Origin of the sequence: Jeongeupia chitinilytica (assembly GCF_014652315.1) — a bacterium.
Classification (GTDB): domain Bacteria; phylum Pseudomonadota; class Gammaproteobacteria; order Burkholderiales; family Chitinibacteraceae; genus Jeongeupia; species Jeongeupia chitinilytica.
Window position 1 is genome coordinate 365054 of the sequence record NZ_BMYO01000001.1, and the last position, 18266, is coordinate 383319.

Below are 18266 nucleotides of genomic sequence, written 5' to 3' on the forward strand. Positions count from 1 at the left end.
AGGGTAGCAGGGAAAACTGGGGCAGATTTGGGGCGGTAGGGGATCAGTCAATCTGCATTGTGAGATCGGCATTGCGCCGGCAGGACTCGCCGAGAATCAAGCGATGGCTTGTGATTGGCGAGATGAGTGCAGATTGACGGGATGGGGGTGGCGGAAGCGGTGAGATTCGAACTCACGGGGGACGTAAATCCCCGACGGTTTTCAAGACCGCTGCCTTAAACCACTCAGCCACGCTTCCAGCAAGCCGGCGATTCTACCAGAGCCCGCAGTATCTGCCAGCCCTCAGGCGGCAAGCTTTTCGAGGACCGCGAAGCGGGCGATGGCGTTGTGCGGTGTTTGTTCGATGGCGTCGCCAAGGCGGATTCGGTAGCGCTTGTGCTGGGCGCCGAGCCTGAATTCGCGGTGGTCGGCATAGAAGCCGTGCGGCAGCACCAGAAATCGGCCCTGATTCATCGCCGGATTTTCCGCGGCATACAGCCCGGTGAAGCTGCGGTCGCCGAGTAACGGGGTCAGCTCCACCGCGACCGGGTTGCTGGCCAGGGTTTCGATGCCCAGATCGACGACGCCGTCGGGTTTGCGGACGATGCGCCGGATGATGCCGAGGCTGAACGCTTTCTGTTCCAGTCCTTGAATGCCGAGCAGTTCGCCGACCTGCAGCTTGTCGTCGCTGCCGCCACGACAGCGAATGCCGAAGCCGCTGGCGCTTTCGTCGAGCAGTTCCCATTGCCGCGCCTTGCCGGGCGCCGGGGCGCGCAGGGCGCGAATGGCTTCTTCTAGGCCGCGCCAGACGGCGATCGCCTGTCGGGCCGCGTGCCGTTCATGTTTGCGGATCGGCGCCGGGGCGTCGCGCGACCAGCGTTCGGCCAGGGTGTCGAGCAATTCGAGGTTGGCGGGCAGGAGGGTGTCGTCGGGCAGGCCGTGTGTTGCAGGCGCTGCGCCGGCATGCAGCGCATCGCGGACCTGGCGTATCTGCTGCAGCAGTGCTTCGGTCTGCCAGTACCGCCAGTTTTCGCCGACCATGTCGCGCCGCAACCGTTTCGGCGGCGTCGAGCCGGCCAGATTGACGGCGTACAGCTGTTGGGTCGGGTGGATCTGGGTTTCCAGCTCGATCTGGCTGCTCCAGCGCTTCAGCCATTGGGCCGTGAGTTCGACCTGCGCGGGCTGCAGTTTTTCCGGGATGGCCAGCGTCAGCATCAGGGACTGCGTGTATTCGCGGATGGCGCTGGTGATCTCGCGGTCCGGGTACGGTTGCAGCGGCGTGCGGGCGCTGCCGAGCATTTCCGCGTACTGGTAGAGCCGGTGCAGCAGGCGCCAGCTGTGCCCGTCGTTTTCCATGTAACGCAGGGCGGCCCATTTCGTCTGCTCGGCGGCGTAACTCAGCCCGCGCAGGGCAAACAGCGGAAGATCCCGGTGCTGGGCCTGTCTGGCCTGCAGCGCCTGCTTGATGCACAGGCGGTAGGCGTCGGCCATTTCGTGCCAGAACGCCAGCAGGGGCGGCAGTACCTGGTGCGGTGCGGCGCCTTCGTCGAGCAGTTCTCCGCGGTAGATGGCGACCAGATGGGCCTGCAGCGTGAGGGCTTTCTCGTCGAGATAGGGAACGGTTTTCAGCCGCTCTTTCAGGCTGATCTCGGCATTGGCATTCAGCTGGCGCAGTGCCTGGACGATTTCGATCTGGGCCTGGAGGATGTCGCTCTCGGGCAGTTCCTGCATCAGCACCGTTGCCGACTTGTAGTCGTAGACGCCCTCCCGTTCGCGACGGCCCAGCAACGCCCCGATCAGCGCCTTGAAATCGAACATGTTCTTCTCCGGAATCCCGCGTGAACCGGCCAAGGGTTACGCGTCAGTATGGTCGCAAGACTAAGGTCGGAAAACCCCGTTCTGCAAGTCTTGCTTACAAAAATGCGCCAGCCTGTCGCAGGCCTGCTCGAGCCGCGCTATCGGCTGGCTGTAGGCAAAGCGCAGCATCGTCGGTGCGTCGCCGAAGTCGAGGCCCGGCGTGACTGCGACAGCTTCATCGGCGAGCAATTGCGCGGCGAAGGCCGCCGCGTCATCGGTAAAGCGTGCCGCGTCGACCCACAGATAGAATGCACCCTCGGTAGTGGCGGCCTGTACGAAGCCGAGCTGGGTGAGCCGGGCCGACAGATAGTTGCGTCGCGCGTCCAGTTCCTGACGCCGGGCTTCCAGGATGGCCAGCGTCGCCGGTTCGAATGCGGCCAGTGCGGCATGCTGCGCCGGCGTCGGTGGCGCGAGGAACAGGTTTTGCGCCAGCTTTTCCAGATCGTCCACCGCCCAGTCGGGGGCGACCAGCCAGCCGAGGCGCCAGCCCGTCATCTGGAAGAACTTGGAGAAACTGTTGACGATGAAGACGTCGTCGGCACTTGAGAGTGCGGTTTCGTGCGGCCGGTCGTAGACCAGCCCCTGGTAGATCTCGTCGACGATCAGCGCGCCGCCGCGTTCGCGGCAAGCGCCGGCGAGCGCAGCAAGCTCGGCCGCTTCGAGCACGGTGCCGGTCGGGTTGGCCGGACTGGCGACCAGTGCCGCGACGGTGCGATCCGACCAGTGGGCGCCGAGGTGTGCCGCGAGCAGCTGGTAGCGGGTGTCCGCGCCGACCGGGACGTTGACCGCCTTGCCCTCGAACAGCCGTACCAGATGGCGGTTGCACGGATAACCCGGGTCGGCGAGCAGCACCTCGTCGTCGCGACCGACCAGCAGTGCGAGGATCAACTGCAGGGCGCCGGATGCGCCCGGGGTCACGATGATCCGCCGCGGGTCGACACGGACGCCGAAACGGCTGGCGTAAAAGCCGGCAATGGCGGCGCGCAATTGCGGCAGGCCGCAGGCGCCGGTGTAGTAGGTCCGGTGATCGGCCAGTGCGGCGATGCCGGCATCGACGATCGGTTGCGGCGTCGGAAAATCGGGTTCGCCGACCTCGAGGTGGATGACGTCGCGGCCGGCGGCCTCGAGCGCCTGCGCGTCGGCAAGGATGCGCATGACGTGAAAAGGGGCGATCTCGGCGAGGCGGGAAGCTGGGGGCATCTGTGGTAAAATCCGGCGAATTTCGCAGACCAATCAGGCACCTGGCGGTGCCGGAGACCTGGACTGCACGCAAGGATTCTAAATCGCTTCGGCCGCCGTGCGCGCGCCATGACGGATATTCACACCCATGATCAGTACCGCAAACATCACCATGCAGTTCGGCGCCAAGCCGCTGTTCGAGAAGGTCAACGTCAAGTTCGGTGACGGCAACCGCTATGGCCTGATCGGCGCCAACGGCTGCGGCAAGTCGACCTTCATGAAGATCCTTGGCGGCGACCTCGAGCCGACCGCGGGCAACGTCTCGCTCGAACCGGGCGTGCGGCTGGGCAAGCTGAAGCAGGACCAGTTCGCCTACGAAGACCAGCGCGTCATCGACGTGGTGATGCAGGGGCATGTCGAACTGTGGGCCGCGATCCACGAGCGCGACGCGATCTACGCCAACCTCGAGGCGACCGAGGACGACTACATGCGCGCTGCCGAGCTCGAAGGCAAGGTTGCCGAGTACGACGGCTACACCGCCGAAGCGCGCGCCGGTGCACTGCTGCTGGGCGCCGGCATCCCGATCGAACTGCACACCGGCCCGATGAGCGAGGTGGCACCGGGCTGGAAGCTGCGCGTGCTGCTGGCGCAGGCGCTGTTCAGCAACCCGGACGTACTGCTGCTGGACGAACCGACCAACAACCTCGACATCAACACGATCCGCTGGCTGGAAAACACGCTGAACCAGCGTGATTCGACCATGCTGATCATCTCGCACGACCGCCACTTCCTGAACCAGGTCTGCACCCACGTCGCCGACGTCGATTACGGCGAAATCCGCATTTATCCGGGCAACTACGACGACTACATGCTGGCGAGCACGCAGGCGCGCGAGCGTCTGCTGGCCGACAACGCCAAGGCCAAGGACAAGGTCATCGAGCTGCAGGCGTTTGCCCAGCGCTTTGCCGCCAACAAGTCCAAGAGCCGTCAGGCCACGTCGCGCCTGAAGCTGGCCGACAAGATCAAGGAAAACATGGTCGAGGTGAAGCCGTCCTCGCGCCAGAACCCGTACATCCGCTTCGACATCGACGACAAGCAGAAGCTGCACCGTCAGGCCTTCGAGGCGAGCAACCTGTCCAAGTCCTTCGACAAGCCGCTGATCCAGAGCCTGTCGCTGATCTTCGAAGCCGGCCAGAAACTGGCGGTCATCGGCGGCAACGGTGTCGGCAAGTCGACGCTGATGAAGCTGCTGGTCGGTGCACTCAAGCCCGATGCAGGCACCGTCAAGTGGGCCGAGAAGGCCACGATCGGCTACTTTGCGCAGGACCACGAGGAAGACTTCGAGGAAGACGTCACCGTGTTCGACTGGCTCAAGCAGTGGGGCCAGCCGGGCGACGACGACCAGGTGATCCGCGGCATTCTCGGCAAGCTGCTGTTCGGCGGCGACGACGTGAAGAAGTCGGTCAAGGTGCTGTCGGGCGGCGAGAAAGGCCGGATGCTGTACGGCAAGCTGCTGCTCGAGAAGACCAATGTGCTGGTGATGGACGAACCGACCAACCACATGGACATGGAATCGATCGAGTCGCTGAACCTGGCGCTCGACCTGTACAAGGGCACGCTGATCTTCGTCTCGCATGACCGGACTTTCGTGTCGTCGCTGGCGACGCAGATCCTTGAGCTCAACGGAGACGGTACGTTCACCCACTACCTCGGCGGCTACGAGGAGTACCTCGAAAGCCGCGGCCTCGAGTAAAACCCGCCTCGTTCGGTGGCTGCGCCTGTGCCTTGCTCCACCGTCCGATGTGCGGGTCCTCGTGGACCTGATGTCCCTTCCGGTCTCCGTGCTTCGGGCGAGTGCGGGCGGCTTTGGTCCGCTCGCCTGCTGAAGCAGGTTTCAGTCGGGTTTGTATCCAGGGCCACCATCGGTGGCCTTCCTTATTGCCGCGCCCGGCTGTCCGGCGCTAGATTGACCCGATGCAACGAGAACGCCAGCTGCAACTACCTGTCTACCGTGCGCCACGCTGGCTGCCCGGCGGGCATGCCCAGACCATCTATCCGGCCACGCTGTTGTGGCAACGTTCGCCTGCCTACCGGCGCGAAACCTGGGTGACGCCCGACCTCGACAGCATCGTCGTCGACTGGGTCGACGGCCGCGCCGGGACGCCGATCCTGGTGCTGTTCCACGGGCTGGAAGGCGGCTCGCGCAGCCATTACGCGCTGTCGCTGTTCCAGCACTTCTATCCGAAAGGCTGGCGCGGCGTCGTGCCGCATTTCCGCTCCTGCGGCAACGTCACCAACCGGCTGCCGCGGGCCTACCACGCCGGCGACTCGAACGAGATCGACTGGGTGCTGCGGCGGATTCGCAACCGCTATCCCGATGCGCCGATCTACGCGGTCGGCGTCTCGCTCGGCGGCAATGCGCTGCTGAAATGGCTGGGCGAGCAGGGCGAGGCGGCCGGCGAGGTCGTCGTTTCGGCGGCGGCGGTCTGCGCGCCGCTCGATCTGATGGTCTGCGGTGCCGCCCTCGACACCGGACTCAACCGCCGCATCTACACGCGCAATTTCCTGCGTACGCTCAAACGCAAGATGCTGGCCAAGCTCAAGATCACCGAGAACCCGTTCATCGATCAGGACAAGGTCCGTGCGGCCGAGACGCTGCGCGAGTTCGACGACCTCGTGACCGCGCCGCTGCACGGTTATCGCAACGTCGATGACTACTGGACGCGTGCGAGCAGCAAGCCGGGCCTCATGTCCGTCCGCCTGCCGACGCTGGTGATCAACGCCCGCAACGATCCTTTCGTGCCCGAGGCGGCGCTGCCTGGCGAAGAGGAGGTGTCGGCCTGGGTGACCTTGCTGCAAACCGAAGAGGGAGGGCATGTCGGCTTTCTCTCCGGTCCGCCTCCGGGAAAGCTCAACTGGCTGCCGACCACCTTGATGCGGTATTTTCAGTTTCACGCACCCGACGCGCGCTAGCTGCGCGCTCCGGTGCGGCGGCAAACCCACCGCGGCCGGCCGTCACCGGCGGCCGCAGCCCATGACCGAGACTCTGCCATGTCGACGATACCCGCCCAGATCTTCAAGGCCTATGACGTCCGCGCACGCACCGATCTGCTGACGCCGGACGCGGCGTATCTGGTCGGCCGTGCGTTCGGCGCCGAGGCCCGCGCGCAGCAGCAGTGCAAGGTGGTGGTCGGTTGCGATGGCCGGCTGTCGAGCCCGGCGCTGACCGCCGCGCTGATCCGCGGTCTGTGCGAGAGCGGGGTCGATGTGCTCGATCTCGGGCTGGTGGCCACGCCGATGATGTATTTTGCGGCGATCCGCCATGCCGGCGGTTGCGGCGCCATCGTTACCGGCAGCCACAATCCGCCCGACTACAACGGCATCAAGGTGATGCTGGCCGGTGCCACCATTGGCGGCGCGCAGCTCAAGGGGTTTTACGATCGCATCGTCCGTGACGACTTCGTCGACGGGCAGGGGGCGGCAACCGCACTCGACATTGGCGCCGAGTACCGCGATGCGATCGTCGTCGCCCAGCCGCTGGCGAGACCGCTCAAGGTCGTCGTCGATTGCGGCAACGGTGCTCCGGGTGCGTTTGTCCCGGCGCTGTACCGCGCGCTCGGCTGCGAAGTGACCGCGCTGTACTGCGACGTTGACGGCCGGTTTCCCAATCATCATCCGGACCCGCAGGTCGAGCAGAATCTCGCCGAACTCAAGCGCCTCGTGGTCGAGGCCGGCGCCGACGTCGGGCTGGCCTTCGACGGCGACGGCGACCGGGTCGGTGCGGTGACGCCGGACGGCCGCTTCATTCCGGGCGACAAACTGCTGATGCTGTTCGCTGCGGCCGAGCTTCAGCGCCAGCCGGGCGGCCACGTGCTTTACGACGTCAAGTCGACCGGCGCACTGGCGCCCTGGGTCGCGTCGCACGGCGGCAGCTGCGAGATCATCGCCACCGGCCATACCCACATGAAGCGGCGACTCAAGGAAACCGGGGCACTGGTCGCCGGCGAGCTGTCGGGCCACTATGCCTTTGCCGCATGGGGCATCGACGACGGCTTGTTCGCCGGCGTCAAACTGCTGCAACTGATTGCCGGCGGCTTGAACCTGGATGATGCGTTCTCGGCGCTGCCGTCGCGACTGTCAACGCCGGAGCTGCAACTGCCGGTGGACGGTGACGGCCATGCCGTCGTTGCCCGTGTGGCCGGCACGGCGACGTTTCCGACCGCAACGCGGGTCATCGAGCTCGATGGATTGCGCATCGAGTACGCCGATGGCTTCGGGCTGATCCGTGCGTCGAACACGACGCCGGTGCTGACCTTGCGGATCGAAGCCGATGACCGTGCGGCGGTGCGGCGCATCCGTGACGAACTGGCGGTCGCACTGGCACCGTTGCCGTTTCCGACATTCGCAATCTGAGCACAGGTTTGGCCGGTGCTGCGGCTGGCGCTGCGTCGTTCCGGCTCGGTACACTGCGTCGGGGGCCGTGCCGGCCGCTTCCTCTCATCCATTCAATCCACAGGTTTTTCGCATGTCCCACCCGCTGCCGTCCCATGAACTGATCGCCGCCAACGTCGCTGCCGCCCTAGTCGAAGACATCGGCGAACGCGACTGGACCGCCGAACTGATCGCCGCAGAGGCCAGCGGCCGCGCAACGGTCGTCGCGCGGGAGGATGCGATCGTCTGCGGCATCGCCTGGTTCGACGAAGTCTTCCGACAGCTTGATCCGGCCGTCACGGTGAACTGGCGCGTGGCCGAGGGCGAACGCGTGACCGCCGACACGCTGCTGTGCGAGCTGAGCGGTGCCGCACGCAGTCTGCTGACCGGGGAGCGCTCGGCACTCAACTTCCTCCAGCTGCTGTCGGCCGTCGCGACCGAGACGCGCCGCTATGCCGACGTCGTCGAAGGCACGCGCGCCAGGGTGCTCGACACGCGCAAGACGCTGCCGGGCCTGCGCCGGGCGCAGAAGTACGCGGTGCTCGTCGGTGGCGGCGCCAATCAGCGCATCGGCCTGTACGACGGCATCCTGATCAAGGAAAACCACATCATGGCGGCCGGCGGCATTGCCGAGGCGCTGGCTGCCGCACAGGCGCTGGCACCGGTGGGCGTGTCGATCCAGATCGAAGTCGAAAGCCTGCTCGAGCTCGACGCCGCACTCGCGGCCGGTGCGGCGAGCGTGCTGCTCGACAACTTCACCCTGCCGCAACTGGCCGACGCAGTGGCGCTCAACGACGGCCGGGCGCTGCTCGAGGCCTCGGGCGGCGTCGATTTCGACACGCTGCGTGCGATCGCCGAAACCGGCGTCGACCGGATCTCGGTCGGCAAGCTGACCAAGGACGTGCGCGCCATCGACCTGTCGATGCGCTTCGTACTCTGAGCCGATGAACCGCTACGCGCTGTGCCTGATCGCGGCGATGCTGATGGTCGGCAGCAATGTCGGCATCGGCAAGGCCATCGTCGCGACCGTGCCGGTGCTGCTGTTCGCGCTGATGCGGTTTGTCGTCGGCGTTTCGGTGCTGCTGCCGGTGTTCCGGCTGTCGCGTTTGCGGCAGGTCAGCCGGTCCGAGTGGCTCAACCTGTTCCTGCAGGCGCTGTTCGGCACCTTCCTGTTCACGCTGCTGATGCTATACGGCGTCCGGCATACCAGCGCGCTGGCCGCCGGCGTGATCACCAGCACGATTCCGGCCGTGGTGATCCTGCTGGCGTGGGCCTTGCTGCGCGAAACGCCGAGCCGTCGCGCACTGCTGGCGGTGGCGCTGGCGATGGGCGGCGTGCTGATCGTCAACATTGCCCGCAGCAGGGGCGACGACAGCGGCTCGCTGCTCGGCAACCTGCTGGTGCTCGGCGCGGTCTGCTGCGAATCGCTGTACGTGATCCTGTCGCGCCGGCTGACGCAGACGCTGCCGGCAATCGAGATCTGCGCCTACACGCATGCGATCGGGCTGGCGCTGATGCTGCCGCTGGGACTGTATGCGGCACAAGGGTTCGACTTTGCCGTCATCGATGCACGGACCTGGGCGCTGATCGTCTGGTACGGGCTGGCCGCGAGCGTGTTTTCGTTCTGGCTGTGGATGAAGGGCATACGCCATGTGCCGGGCCAGTTGGCCGGCGTGTTCACCGCGGTACTGCCGGTGGCCGCGGCCGGTTACGGCATCGTCTTTCTCGGCGAAGCACCGACGCTGGCGCATGGCGTGGCGCTGGCCTGCGTGCTGGCCGGCATCGTCATTGCCAGCCTGCAGTGGCCGTCGCGGCCGTTGCTGCCCGATGAAACGGCTTCTCAGCCGGCGGATTCGGTCGCGACCACGGATGGAAAGTCCGCGGCGGGCACCGGCCGTCCGAGCAGATAGCCCTGCAGCGAATCGCAGCCCAGCCGGGTGAGGAACTCCTGCTGCGCCCGCGTTTCGACCCCCTCGGCGACGATGTTCAGGTTCAGCGTCTGGCCGAGCGCGACGATGGCCGACACGATGGCGGCATCGTCGCTGTCGTGCGCCAGTTCGTTGACGAAGCCGCGGTCGATTTTCAGTTCATTGGCCGGTAGCCGTTTCAGGTACAGCAGGCTCGAGTAGCCGGTACCGAAATCGTCGATCGAGATGTTCACGCCGGTTGCCGCCAGCTGCCGCAGGATGATCAGGCTGGCTTCGGCGTCGCGCATGGCCGTGGTTTCGGTGATTTCCAGCGTCAGCTGCTGCGGCGCAAGACCGTGCCGCGACAGCGCGGTCTCGACCGTGGCCGGCAGGCTGGCATGAGCGAACTGCAGCGCAGAGAGGTTGACGGCAATCGACCAGGTGCAGTGCCCCTGATCGTGCCAGACGCGCATCTGCCGGCAGGCCTCGTTCAGCACCCACTCGCCGATCTGCAGGACGAGGCCCGAGCGCTCGGCATGCTCGAGAAAGCCGGCGGGGCTGATCAGCCCCTGTTTCGGGTGATGCCAGCGCAGCAGTGCTTCGGCGCCGACGACATTGCCGCCGAGTGCGTCGAACTTCGGCTGGTAATGCAGGACCAGCTCGTTGCGGCTCAGCGCCAGCCGCAGGTCGTGCAGCAGTTGCAGCTGCGCCTGCGCATTGGCGTTCATCGATGCTTCGAAGAAGCAGTAGCCGTTGCGGCCCGAATCCTTGGCGTGATACATCGCCGCATCGGCGTTGACCATCAGTTCGCGCTGGTCGCGACCGTCATCGGGGTAGATCGCAATGCCGATGCTGGCCGAGACGCTCAGTGCATGGCGCTGGACGGTGAACGGCTGGTCGATGGCTTCGACCAGTTTTTCGGCGACCGCCGCAGCGCCGTCCGGGCTGGCGGTTTCGAGCATCAGTACGAACTCGTCGCCACCGATCCGGGCAATCGTGTCCTGCGCCCGCACGCAGCGGCGGATCCGGTCGGCCACCTCGATCAGCAGCCCGTCGCCGACATGATGGCCGTAAGCGTCGTTGACGGCCTTGAAGCCATCGAGGTCCATGAACATCAGCGCGAAGCGGCCGTGATCGCGCCCGGCCTTGTGGATCGCCTGGGCCAGGCGGTCCTCGAGCAGCAGCCGGTTCGGCAGCTTGGTCAGGTTGTCGTGCAGCGCCAGATGCATCAGTTCGTGGTTGGCTTCGGCCAGCGATTCGGCCAGCACCGCGGTCCGCGCCGCCATGCGGCTGTCGAGCACCGAAACGATCAGCGCGATCGCCAGCACCGCCAGCGTGACGACGATGACCAGCAGCGCCAGCCAGTTGGTCGCGATGCCGCTGTTGGCGGCTCCGCAGAAGCTGCCGAGCGGGAATTGCGACGCGGCCATCCCGGTGTAGTGCATCCCGACGATGGCGCCGCCCATGACGATGGCGGCTCCGCAGCGGACAAGCTTGAGATGGGGCGAGCCGTAGCGCAGCCGGAAGGCGATCCACAGTGCCGCGCCCGACGCGCCGACGGCCACTGCAATCGACAGGGCGAACAGCGAAGGGTCATAGCGGATGCCGGGCAGCATGCGCATGGCCGCCATGCCGGTGTAGTGCATCGCCGCGATGCCGGAACCCATCAGCAGTGCGCCGAATACCAGACGCTGGAAGGGCAGCGTCGGCTGGCAGACCAGCCAGAGTGCGAATGCCGAGGCGATCACCGCGGCCAGCAGCGAGAGCAGCGTGATCAGCGGATCGTAGCCGAGCGGAATCGGCAGACTGAACGCCAGCATGCCGATGAAGTGCATCGACCAGATGCCCAGACCCATGGCAAACGCACCGCCGGCCAGCCACCAGCGCTTGGCGTTGCCGTGTGCGAGCGCCACGCGACCGGCCATGTCGAGCGCCGTGTACGAGGCGAGAATGGCGACCAGAAACGAACAAAGAACAAGAACCTGATTGTAGCTATTGCTTAACACCGGCACGCCCTTGTATGCGCTGAACAGCGTGTGTAAGTTTATTTCTTACAAAATGAGCCGACATTATGCACGCATCGTAGGGGCCGAACGAGTGCGCCCCCCCAAGCAATGGCATTGGGTTTTTCCCTAATGCGGCCGGTCGGGAGCGCCGGCCGGGGAGTCAGGACGCAAGGCGGAACCACGCCAGCTGGCTGTCGAGCGCATTGGCGGTATCCGTCAGGCCGCGCAATTCGTTGCGCATCGTCTCGCTGCGGCTGCGACTGTCGCGGGCGCCGTCGCCGATGTGTTCGAGCCGCTCTCGAATCGCGCTGCTGGCGCGGCCCTGTTCGTCGACGGCTTCGCTGATCGCGTCCATCATCGCGCCGACCTGCGCGGCGGCGTCACCGATGTTGGCCAGCGACGCGTTCACGGTGGCGCCATCGTCGTGGCATTCGCCGATCCGCTCGGCGGCGGCTTGCATCGCCGTCAGCGTGTCGCGGGTCCGCGCGTGGGTGGCATCGAGGATCTCGCGGATACGCTGGGTCGAGTCGGTGGTCGAGATCGACAGTTTTCTGACTTCGTCTGCCACGACCGCGAAGCCGCGTCCGGCTTCGCCGGCGCGGGCGGCTTCGATCGCGGCATTCAGCGCCAGCAGATTGGTCTGACCGGCGATCGCATCGATGCTGGCGGCGACGGTGACAATCTGCGTGACCGCCTCGGCCAGTGATTGCATTGCATGTTCGGCATGGCCGAAATCGGTCGTCAGCAGGTCGAGCCGGGACAGCGATGCGCCGCCGGCGGCACGGGCTGCGACGATGGCGTCGCGGGTCTGCAGGGCTGCGCCGGCCGCCTGCTCGGCACGCTGGCTGACCTGCTGGACAGCGGCTTCCAGGCTGGCGCTGCTGCCGGCAATGTCCTGAAGGTGGCGGGTCTGGCGGTCGGCGTCGTCGTGGACATCACCGGCGAGTCGCGCGACGTCGCCGGCATCGACCCGGGTGGTTTGCGCGGCGGCCTGCGCCTGCTGCAGCGTGGCGGTGAGCCGGTCGACGAAGTGGTTGAGCTGTCGGCCGAGCTGGCCGATCTCGTCGCCGGTCTCCTGCATGCGCTGCGTCAGTTCGCCGGTGGCAAGTCGCGAGACGTTGCCGGCCATGGCCGACAGCCGCAGGCCCAGCTTGCGGGCGAAGCAGCGCTGGCTGGCAACGATGGCCAGTGCGGTCAGCGCCAGCGGCAGCAACGTCAGCAGCAGCAGGCGCGCGGCGCGGCGGTCGATCGCCGCGGTCACCGCGTCTGCCTGGTCGCGGTTGCGTTGCGAGGCACCGTCGAGTTCGGCCAGCGTCGGTTCGAGTTCGCCGTGATAGATCGACTCCGGAATGCCGATGGCGTCTTGCGGACTGGTTGCCGAAATCGCCACCGCGCTGCGGTACTGTTTCAGGTAATTGCGCCAGCGCCCGTCCAGCAGCGCGTCGAGCCGGGTCGCGCGTTCGGCATCGAGCAAGGGGCGCAGTTTCTGCGCCGAAGTGGCGACGGCCTGTTCGGCGCGGCCGATCCTGGCCTCGGCGTCGGCTGCAAGCGGGTCGAGCCGCGACAGCGTCAGCATTTCGCCTTTCATCGCGGCAATGGCGCCAAGCGCGGTCTGGTTGTCGCGGAACTGGCCGTACTCCTGATACAGCCGGTGGTTCTGCCAGCTGATCCAGCCGGCCAGCAGGCCAAGGGCGCAGACGGTGACGATGCTGACCAGTTTGAGCTGGGTGGCGATACGCATGGCTTCTCACGGCTTGTTTTTGTAAGCCTGCGAGCGTATTGCTTGATTATGAAATCCTGATGAATGGCGGCGCAGCCGGTCCGGTGCAGCCATTTCATTGGCACGAACCGCCGTTTCGGCTTCCCGTTGGTGACGGCTGGTTCATGATTTGTCAGGTTTTTGAAAAAATTTCCGGCGTGACCGGTGCCGGCAAATCGGGATTGCCGGCTTGCACCATGCGCCGCTGCCAGCGCCGGAACGTGACGAGTCGCGGCAGGTGACGGGGTGTGGCGGCAACGGTGAAAGGGGCCTGATACGTCAGTTCGGCCCGGAGTCCGTCGGTGCGGAGCGTGATCCGGCCGTCGCGCTCGAACAGCCAGTGTTCGCCCTGACGCAGCGGGTGTTCGCCGGTGATCAGGGTTTCGGCCAGCCATTGTGGCGAAGCCAGCAGGCTGACCGCGCCGTGAACGACGTGCAGCACGCTGCCCCGGCCGACGGCGAACGAGACGGTCTGGCGTGGGGCAAGCCGGATTGGGGTGGGGGGGTTCATGGCGCTGGCTCCGCTGAATCGACACGGCCAGCTTAAAGTCGGCGACGTTGCGCTTCGAGGCATAGGCCGCGCTGCCGGAATACGGAACAGCACTGAAAAACCGGGCTTGTTGCGATGCAGATGGCGATGATCTGTATCTGTTCCGTGTGGCGCCGGCGGCGAACAATCGCGGCATGGACACACTCCCGCTTTATCGCCGGCTCGCCGCACACTATCAGCAGGTCATCGACGCCGGCACCCTGATGCCGGGCAGCCGGATGCCGTCGCTGCGGGTGCTGATGGACCGGCACGATGTCAGCCTGTCGACCGCGCTGCAGACCTGCCGGCACCTCGAGCGCTACGGCTATCTGGAAGCCCGACCGCGCTCGGGCTACTTCGTCCGCCTGCCGGGCAAGCCGGCGTGCCAGCCGGTGGCCGAGCCGGCGCACCGGCTGGCCGATCCGGCGAGTTACGTCGGCATCCACGAACGGGTGTCGGCGGTGATCGCGCAGGGACGGCAGCATCCGGTGCAGTTCAACCTGGCGGTTGCCTGCGGCGCGGCCGAGCTTTATCCGGTCGAGGCGCTGAAGCAGGCAACGATACGCGCACTGCGTCGCGATCCGACTGTTCTGACGTCGGCGGCGGTGCCCAATGGCAGCCCGGCACTGCGTACGGTACTGGCGCAACGGGCGCTGACGGCACGCATTGCCGTCAACCGCGACGAGATCATCGTCACCAACGGCTGCATCGAAGCGCTGAACCTGGCCCTGCGTGCCGTGGCCGGCCCCGGCGATGTGGTCGCGGTCGAATCGCCGACCTACTACGGCCTGCTGCAGATTCTCGAAAGCCTCGGGCTGAAGGCGCTGGAGATTCCGACCAGCGCGCAGAACGGCATTTCGGTCGAAGCGCTCGAGCTCGCGGCGCAGACTTACCGGAACATCAAGGCCGTGATCGTCGTGCCGAACTTCCAGAACCCGCTCGGTGCGGTGATGCCCGACTCGGCCAAGGTGCGGCTGGTCGAATGGTGCGAGATGCACGCGATTCCGCTGATCGAAGACGACACCTACAGTCTGCTCTCCAACAGCGACACGCCGCTGTCCGCCGCGAAGGCGTGGGACCGGACCGGCAACGTGATCCATTGTGCGTCGCTGCACAAGACGCTGGCACCGGGCATGCGGCTGGGGTGGATGACGGCCGGCAAATGGCAGGCACGGGTGGAAATGCTCAAGTACGCGCAGAGCAGGGCCAACGAGGTGCTGCCGCAACTGGCCGCGGCCGATTTCATCGCCTCGGGTGAATACGAGCGTCACCTGCGGCGCCTGCGACTGGCGCTGCGGGACCAGCGCGAGCAGATGGCCGAGGCGATCGCCACTTACTTCCCGCTCGGCACGCGGCTGACGGTGCCGCAGGGCGGGCTGAGTCTGTGGACCGAGCTGCCCGCCGGCGCCTCGTCGCAACGGCTGTTCGAGCGTGCGATGGCCGCCGGAATCGGCATCGCGCCGGGGCTGATGTTCTCGAACTCGGACCGCTTCGACGGCTTCTTCCGCGTCTCATGCGGCCTGCCGTACACGCGCGAACTCAACAGCGCGATGCGTACGCTGGGACAGCTGGCGGCAGCGCTGTAGTGCCTATTCGGTCAGCACCGTCTTGGCGAGATAACGCGGCGTGTCGATGCTGGTGCCGCGATGCAGCGCGATCCGGTACGCCAGCAGTTGGAAGGCGAGCGTATACAGCAGCGGATCGAGATCGCCGAGCGAGGCCGGCATGCGGATCACGTTCATCCGGTCATCCGATGGCAATGCCGCGTCGGTGAACACGTAGATGCGTCCCTGCCGTGCGCGGACTTCCTGCAGGTTGGCGAGCATTTTCTCGGCGAGGCGGTTCCACGGCAGGCAGGCGACTACCGGCAGGTTGCGGTCGACCACGGCGAGCGGGCCGTGCTTCAACTCGCCGCCGGCATGACCTTCGGCGCCCAGATAGGCGACTTCGCGGATTTTTTGCGCGCCCTCGAGCACGACCGGGTAGTTGCCGTGCCGGCCAACACAGAACAAGGCCTGTGCCTGCGCGATCGTGCGGGCCCAGTCGTCGACCAGGGGCTTGAGCGACAGCACGGCATGCGCGCGCAGCGGCAGTTCGGCCAGCCGGTCGCGGGCGGTGGCTTCGGCATCGGCGTCGAGCCGCCCGTGCAAACGCGCCAGCCCGAGCGCGAGCTGGTACAGCATCAGCAGCTGCGCGGTGAAGGTCTTGGTCGAAGTGACGGCGATTTCCGGGCCGGCATTGGTGGCCAGATGCCAGCGCGCCTGTCGCATCAGCGTGCTGTCGGCGGCATTCGAGATCGCCAGCGTCAGTGTCGCACCGAGCTGGCGGGCAAAGCGCAGGCTCGCCACGGTGTCGGCGGTCTCGCCGGACTGCGAGATGGCGATGACCAGCGTGCCGGGCAGCAAGGCCACGTCGCGGTAGCGGAACTCGCTGGCGAGTTCGACCAGGGTCGGGATGCCGACGCGTGCTTCGAGCCAGTAACGGGCGGTCAGCGCCGCGTGATGGCTGCTGCCGCTGGCAATCAGCGTGATCGCGCGGATGCCGGCCAGCTCGGCCACACCGTCGTCGCCGCTGAGCAACGTCTCCAGCGTCGGCACGGCGCCGCGCTGTGACAGCGCGTCGGCCAGCATCGCCGGCTGGGCGTCGATTTCCCGCTCCATGTGGTGGCCGAAGCGGTCGAGCGCTTCATCGGCATTCAGCGTCAGCGTTGCGGTACGGCGGACCGCATGACCGTCGGCGTCGGTGACTTCGACATGGGCCGGGTAGAGGCTGACGACATCGCCTTCGTGAAGGCGAAGCTGCTCGCGCCGGTCGGCGGGCAGCAGCTGCACGTTGTCGGTACATGCGGTGCCGCCGATCGACAGCCCCAGATAGAGCGGAATGCGGCTGGCGGCAAACACCAGCGGGCGGCCGTCGTCGCCGCAGCTGACGCCGATGGCGTAGATGCCCTGCAGATCCAGCCGGGTGGCCTGGACCGCGCGGGTCAGGTCGTGCAGCGACGATTCGTGCCAGTGGATCAGGTCGGCGACCAGTGCGGCCGGCCGGGCCGGATCACTCGTGTAGCCCGACTCGGCCAGCCGACGCGCCAGCGCAACGGCGTTGTCGATCTGCCCCCGCAGCACGACACCGATCCGATCCCGGCTCATCCCCACCGCATGATCGCCGTCATGCGACCAGTCGAGTCGCGCCAGCAGCCGGTCACCGTCGTGCGCGTTCAGTGCATCGGCGAGCGCGATCTGCGGACCGCTGGCCGGATCGGCCCACAGGCCGGCCTTGTTGCCACCGAGCGCAGACAAATGGCGATAGCCGAATTCCGGGTGTCGGGACAGCAGATGCGATAGCGGCGCGATCGCGTTGTTTTGACTGATAAAACCGAAAATCGTGCTCATGAACAGGGCGCGCCGGAGAGGTGGATGGACTGTCTCAAGACTAGTGCAAAAACGTCTTCAAATCTTAATGCGGGCTGAATATCCGGATAAAGTAGGCGCTGTATCCGCGGGCACAAAAACACCGGCGATCGACGTGTCGACCGGCGCGGGCGAATCGTGGCCGAAACCGGCTGCGAACAAAAAACAGGAGGAAGACGATGGACTCACTCAGCAGCATGCAGGTCGACAACGAATGGCGGCGCTGGATTGCCGAAAACCTGATTCTGGGCAGCGTGCCGCAATCGCTGTGCGACGTGATGGTCGCCGCCGGGGTCGCCGCCGACGAGGCCCGGCGCGAGGTCGAGGCCGCGCAGACCAGCCCCTATATCGCCGGCGCCACGCGGCTGAAGAACCGTCTGGCCAAGCACGACTGGATTCTGGACATCCAGCGCAAGCTCAACCGCCAGTTCGAGCTGAAAATCGAGCGCCATCACAAGCTGGGCCGCGAGCGTTTCTACCGCGAGTTCTACAGTACCGGCCGGCCGGTGATCATTACCGGCATGCTCGACGACTGGCCGGCCATGCAGAAGTGGAACCTCGACTACTTTGCCAGTGCGTACGGCGACGCCGAAGTCCAGGTGCAGTTCGGCCGTGACCGCGATGCGCAGTACGAAATCAACTCGGTCCAGCACCGGCAGACCATGCGTTTCGGCGATTACGTTGCCATGATCGGTAAGGCCGGCCGGACCAACGATTTCTACATGACGGCCAACAACACCTCGCAAAACCGCCGGGCGCTGTCCGGGCTGTGGCGCGACCTGCTGCCGCTGTCCGAGTACCAGGACGGCACTTCGCCCGATGACGGCTTTTTCTGGCTCGGCCCGGCCGGGACGATCACGCCGTTCCACCACGACCTGACCAACAACTTCATGGCGCAGGTCATCGGCCGCAAGCGCGTGCTGCTGATTCCGCCGGCCGAAGTCGCCCGGGTCTACAACCACCGGCACTGTTTCTGCGAGGTCGACGGCCGCGCGATCGACTACAACCGTTTCCCGATGATGCGTGACGTGCAGGTGCTCGAATGCATCCTCAATCCGGGCGAGATCCTGTTCCTGCCGGTCGGTTGCTGGCATTTCGTCGAGGGACTGGACGCGTCTTGTACGGTTTCATCGATCAACTTCCGCTGGGATAATGATTTCACCGGTTTCTACCCCGGCCAGCTCGATTACTAGCGCTGGAGCCTGTCCCCAC

Annotated in this window: 13 protein-coding genes and 1 tRNA gene; 7 read left to right on the forward strand and 7 right to left on the reverse strand. The window is 66.0% G+C overall.

Annotated elements, in window-relative coordinates:
* Positions 1 to 148 precede the first annotated feature (148 nt).
* The 3 genes from IE097_RS01780 to IE097_RS01790 form a co-directional block, all read right to left on the reverse strand.
* Positions 149 to 238, reverse strand: a tRNA-Ser gene (locus tag IE097_RS01780).
* Between the two features lie 44 nt (positions 239 to 282).
* Entirely contained in the window at positions 283 to 1797 is a 1515-nt protein-coding gene (locus IE097_RS01785) for a cyclic-di-GMP receptor FimW-related protein (RefSeq protein WP_189458421.1), read from the reverse strand.
* Positions 1798 to 1857: 60 nt separating this feature from the next.
* On the reverse strand, positions 1858 to 3036 hold the full coding sequence (locus IE097_RS01790) for a pyridoxal phosphate-dependent aminotransferase (RefSeq protein ID WP_189458422.1): 1179 nt from the start codon (positions 3034 to 3036) through the stop codon (positions 1858 to 1860).
* A 127-nt stretch (positions 3037 to 3163) separates the two neighbouring features.
* Here IE097_RS01790 and IE097_RS01795 point away from each other — a divergent pair, with 127 nt between their 5' ends.
* The 5 genes from IE097_RS01795 (at position 3164) to IE097_RS01815 (ending at position 9356) form a co-directional block, all read left to right on the forward strand.
* Positions 3164 to 4768, forward strand: coding sequence for an ABC-F family ATPase (locus IE097_RS01795; protein ID WP_189458423.1), 1605 nt, complete (start codon positions 3164 to 3166; stop codon positions 4766 to 4768).
* A gap of 221 nt (positions 4769 to 4989) precedes the next feature.
* Entirely contained in the window at positions 4990 to 5988 is a 999-nt protein-coding gene (locus tag IE097_RS01800) for a YheT family hydrolase (protein WP_189458424.1), read from the forward strand.
* 78 nt (positions 5989 to 6066) lie between these two features.
* Entirely contained in the window at positions 6067 to 7428 is a 1362-nt protein-coding gene (locus IE097_RS01805) for a phosphomannomutase/phosphoglucomutase (protein WP_189458425.1), read from the forward strand.
* Between the two features lie 112 nt (positions 7429 to 7540).
* The gene (gene nadC / locus IE097_RS01810) at positions 7541 to 8386 is read left to right on the forward strand and encodes a carboxylating nicotinate-nucleotide diphosphorylase (protein WP_189458426.1); all 846 of its coding nucleotides are present in this window, start codon (positions 7541 to 7543) and stop codon (positions 8384 to 8386) included.
* 4 nt (positions 8387 to 8390) lie between these two features.
* Entirely contained in the window at positions 8391 to 9356 is a 966-nt protein-coding gene (locus tag IE097_RS01815) for a DMT family transporter (RefSeq protein ID WP_189458427.1), read from the forward strand.
* Here the strand turns inward: IE097_RS01815 and IE097_RS01820 are convergent.
* The 3 genes from IE097_RS01820 to IE097_RS01830 all read right to left on the reverse strand — a co-directional run bounded on the left by IE097_RS01820 (position 9287) and on the right by IE097_RS01830 (position 13629).
* On the reverse strand, positions 9287 to 11278 hold the full coding sequence (locus IE097_RS01820) for a putative bifunctional diguanylate cyclase/phosphodiesterase (RefSeq protein ID WP_229797363.1): 1992 nt from the start codon (positions 11276 to 11278) through the stop codon (positions 9287 to 9289). The two genes, IE097_RS01815 and IE097_RS01820, sit on opposite strands and share 70 nt — an antisense overlap.
* A 241-nt stretch (positions 11279 to 11519) precedes the next feature.
* Positions 11520 to 13100 carry a methyl-accepting chemotaxis protein gene (locus IE097_RS01825; RefSeq protein WP_189458429.1) on the reverse strand — a complete coding sequence of 527 codons (1581 nt, stop codon included), beginning with the start codon at positions 13098 to 13100 and terminating at the stop codon, positions 11520 to 11522.
* Positions 13101 to 13251: 151 nt separating this feature from the next.
* Complete coding sequence (locus IE097_RS01830; protein WP_189458430.1) at positions 13252 to 13629, reverse strand: hypothetical protein; 378 nt, start codon at positions 13627 to 13629, stop codon at positions 13252 to 13254.
* A gap of 173 nt (positions 13630 to 13802) precedes the next feature.
* On the opposite strand from IE097_RS01830, the gene IE097_RS01835 reads away from it, so the two are divergent.
* Positions 13803 to 15233, forward strand: a complete 1431-nt coding sequence (locus IE097_RS01835; RefSeq protein ID WP_189458431.1) for an aminotransferase-like domain-containing protein — start codon at positions 13803 to 13805, stop codon at positions 15231 to 15233.
* Positions 15234 to 15236: 3 nt separating this feature from the next.
* On the opposite strand, the gene glmS is transcribed toward IE097_RS01835, so the two are convergent.
* Positions 15237 to 17036, reverse strand: a complete 1800-nt coding sequence (glmS, locus tag IE097_RS01840; protein WP_189458432.1) for a glutamine--fructose-6-phosphate transaminase (isomerizing) — start codon at positions 17034 to 17036, stop codon at positions 15237 to 15239.
* A 197-nt stretch (positions 17037 to 17233) separates the two neighbouring features.
* Between glmS and IE097_RS01845 the strand changes: the two genes are divergently transcribed.
* The gene (locus IE097_RS01845; RefSeq protein ID WP_189458433.1) at positions 17234 to 18247 is read left to right on the forward strand and encodes a cupin-like domain-containing protein; all 1014 of its coding nucleotides are present in this window, start codon (positions 17234 to 17236) and stop codon (positions 18245 to 18247) included.
* Positions 18248 to 18266: the final 19 nt, after the last annotated feature.

Bases quoted from the DNA above. Each gene is read 5' to 3' on its own strand.
- IE097_RS01835 (WP_189458431.1), top strand. From the start codon at position 13,803: ATGGACACACTCCCGCTTTATCGCCGGCTCGCCGCACACTATCAGCAG.
- IE097_RS01805 (WP_189458425.1), top strand. From the start codon at position 6,067: ATGTCGACGATACCCGCCCAGATCTTCAAGGCCTATGACGTCCGCGCA.
- IE097_RS01785 (WP_189458421.1), bottom strand. From the start codon at position 1,797: ATGTTCGATTTCAAGGCGCTGATCGGGGCGTTGCTGGGCCGTCGCGAA.
- IE097_RS01815 (WP_189458427.1), top strand. From the start codon at position 8,391: ATGAACCGCTACGCGCTGTGCCTGATCGCGGCGATGCTGATGGTCGGC.
- glmS (WP_189458432.1), bottom strand. From the start codon at position 17,036: ATGAGCACGATTTTCGGTTTTATCAGTCAAAACAACGCGATCGCGCCG.
- IE097_RS01800 (WP_189458424.1), top strand. From the start codon at position 4,990: ATGCAACGAGAACGCCAGCTGCAACTACCTGTCTACCGTGCGCCACGC.
- IE097_RS01830 (WP_189458430.1), bottom strand. From the start codon at position 13,629: ATGAACCCCCCCACCCCAATCCGGCTTGCCCCACGCCAGACCGTCTCG.
- IE097_RS01790 (WP_189458422.1), bottom strand. From the start codon at position 3,036: ATGCCCCCAGCTTCCCGCCTCGCCGAGATCGCCCCTTTTCACGTCATG.
- IE097_RS01845 (WP_189458433.1), top strand. From the start codon at position 17,234: ATGGACTCACTCAGCAGCATGCAGGTCGACAACGAATGGCGGCGCTGG.
- IE097_RS01820 (WP_229797363.1), bottom strand. From the start codon at position 11,278: ATGGCCGGTCGCGTGGCGCTCGCACACGGCAACGCCAAGCGCTGGTGG.
- IE097_RS01795 (WP_189458423.1), top strand. From the start codon at position 3,164: ATGATCAGTACCGCAAACATCACCATGCAGTTCGGCGCCAAGCCGCTG.
- IE097_RS01825 (WP_189458429.1), bottom strand. From the start codon at position 13,100: ATGCGTATCGCCACCCAGCTCAAACTGGTCAGCATCGTCACCGTCTGC.
- nadC (WP_189458426.1), top strand. From the start codon at position 7,541: ATGTCCCACCCGCTGCCGTCCCATGAACTGATCGCCGCCAACGTCGCT.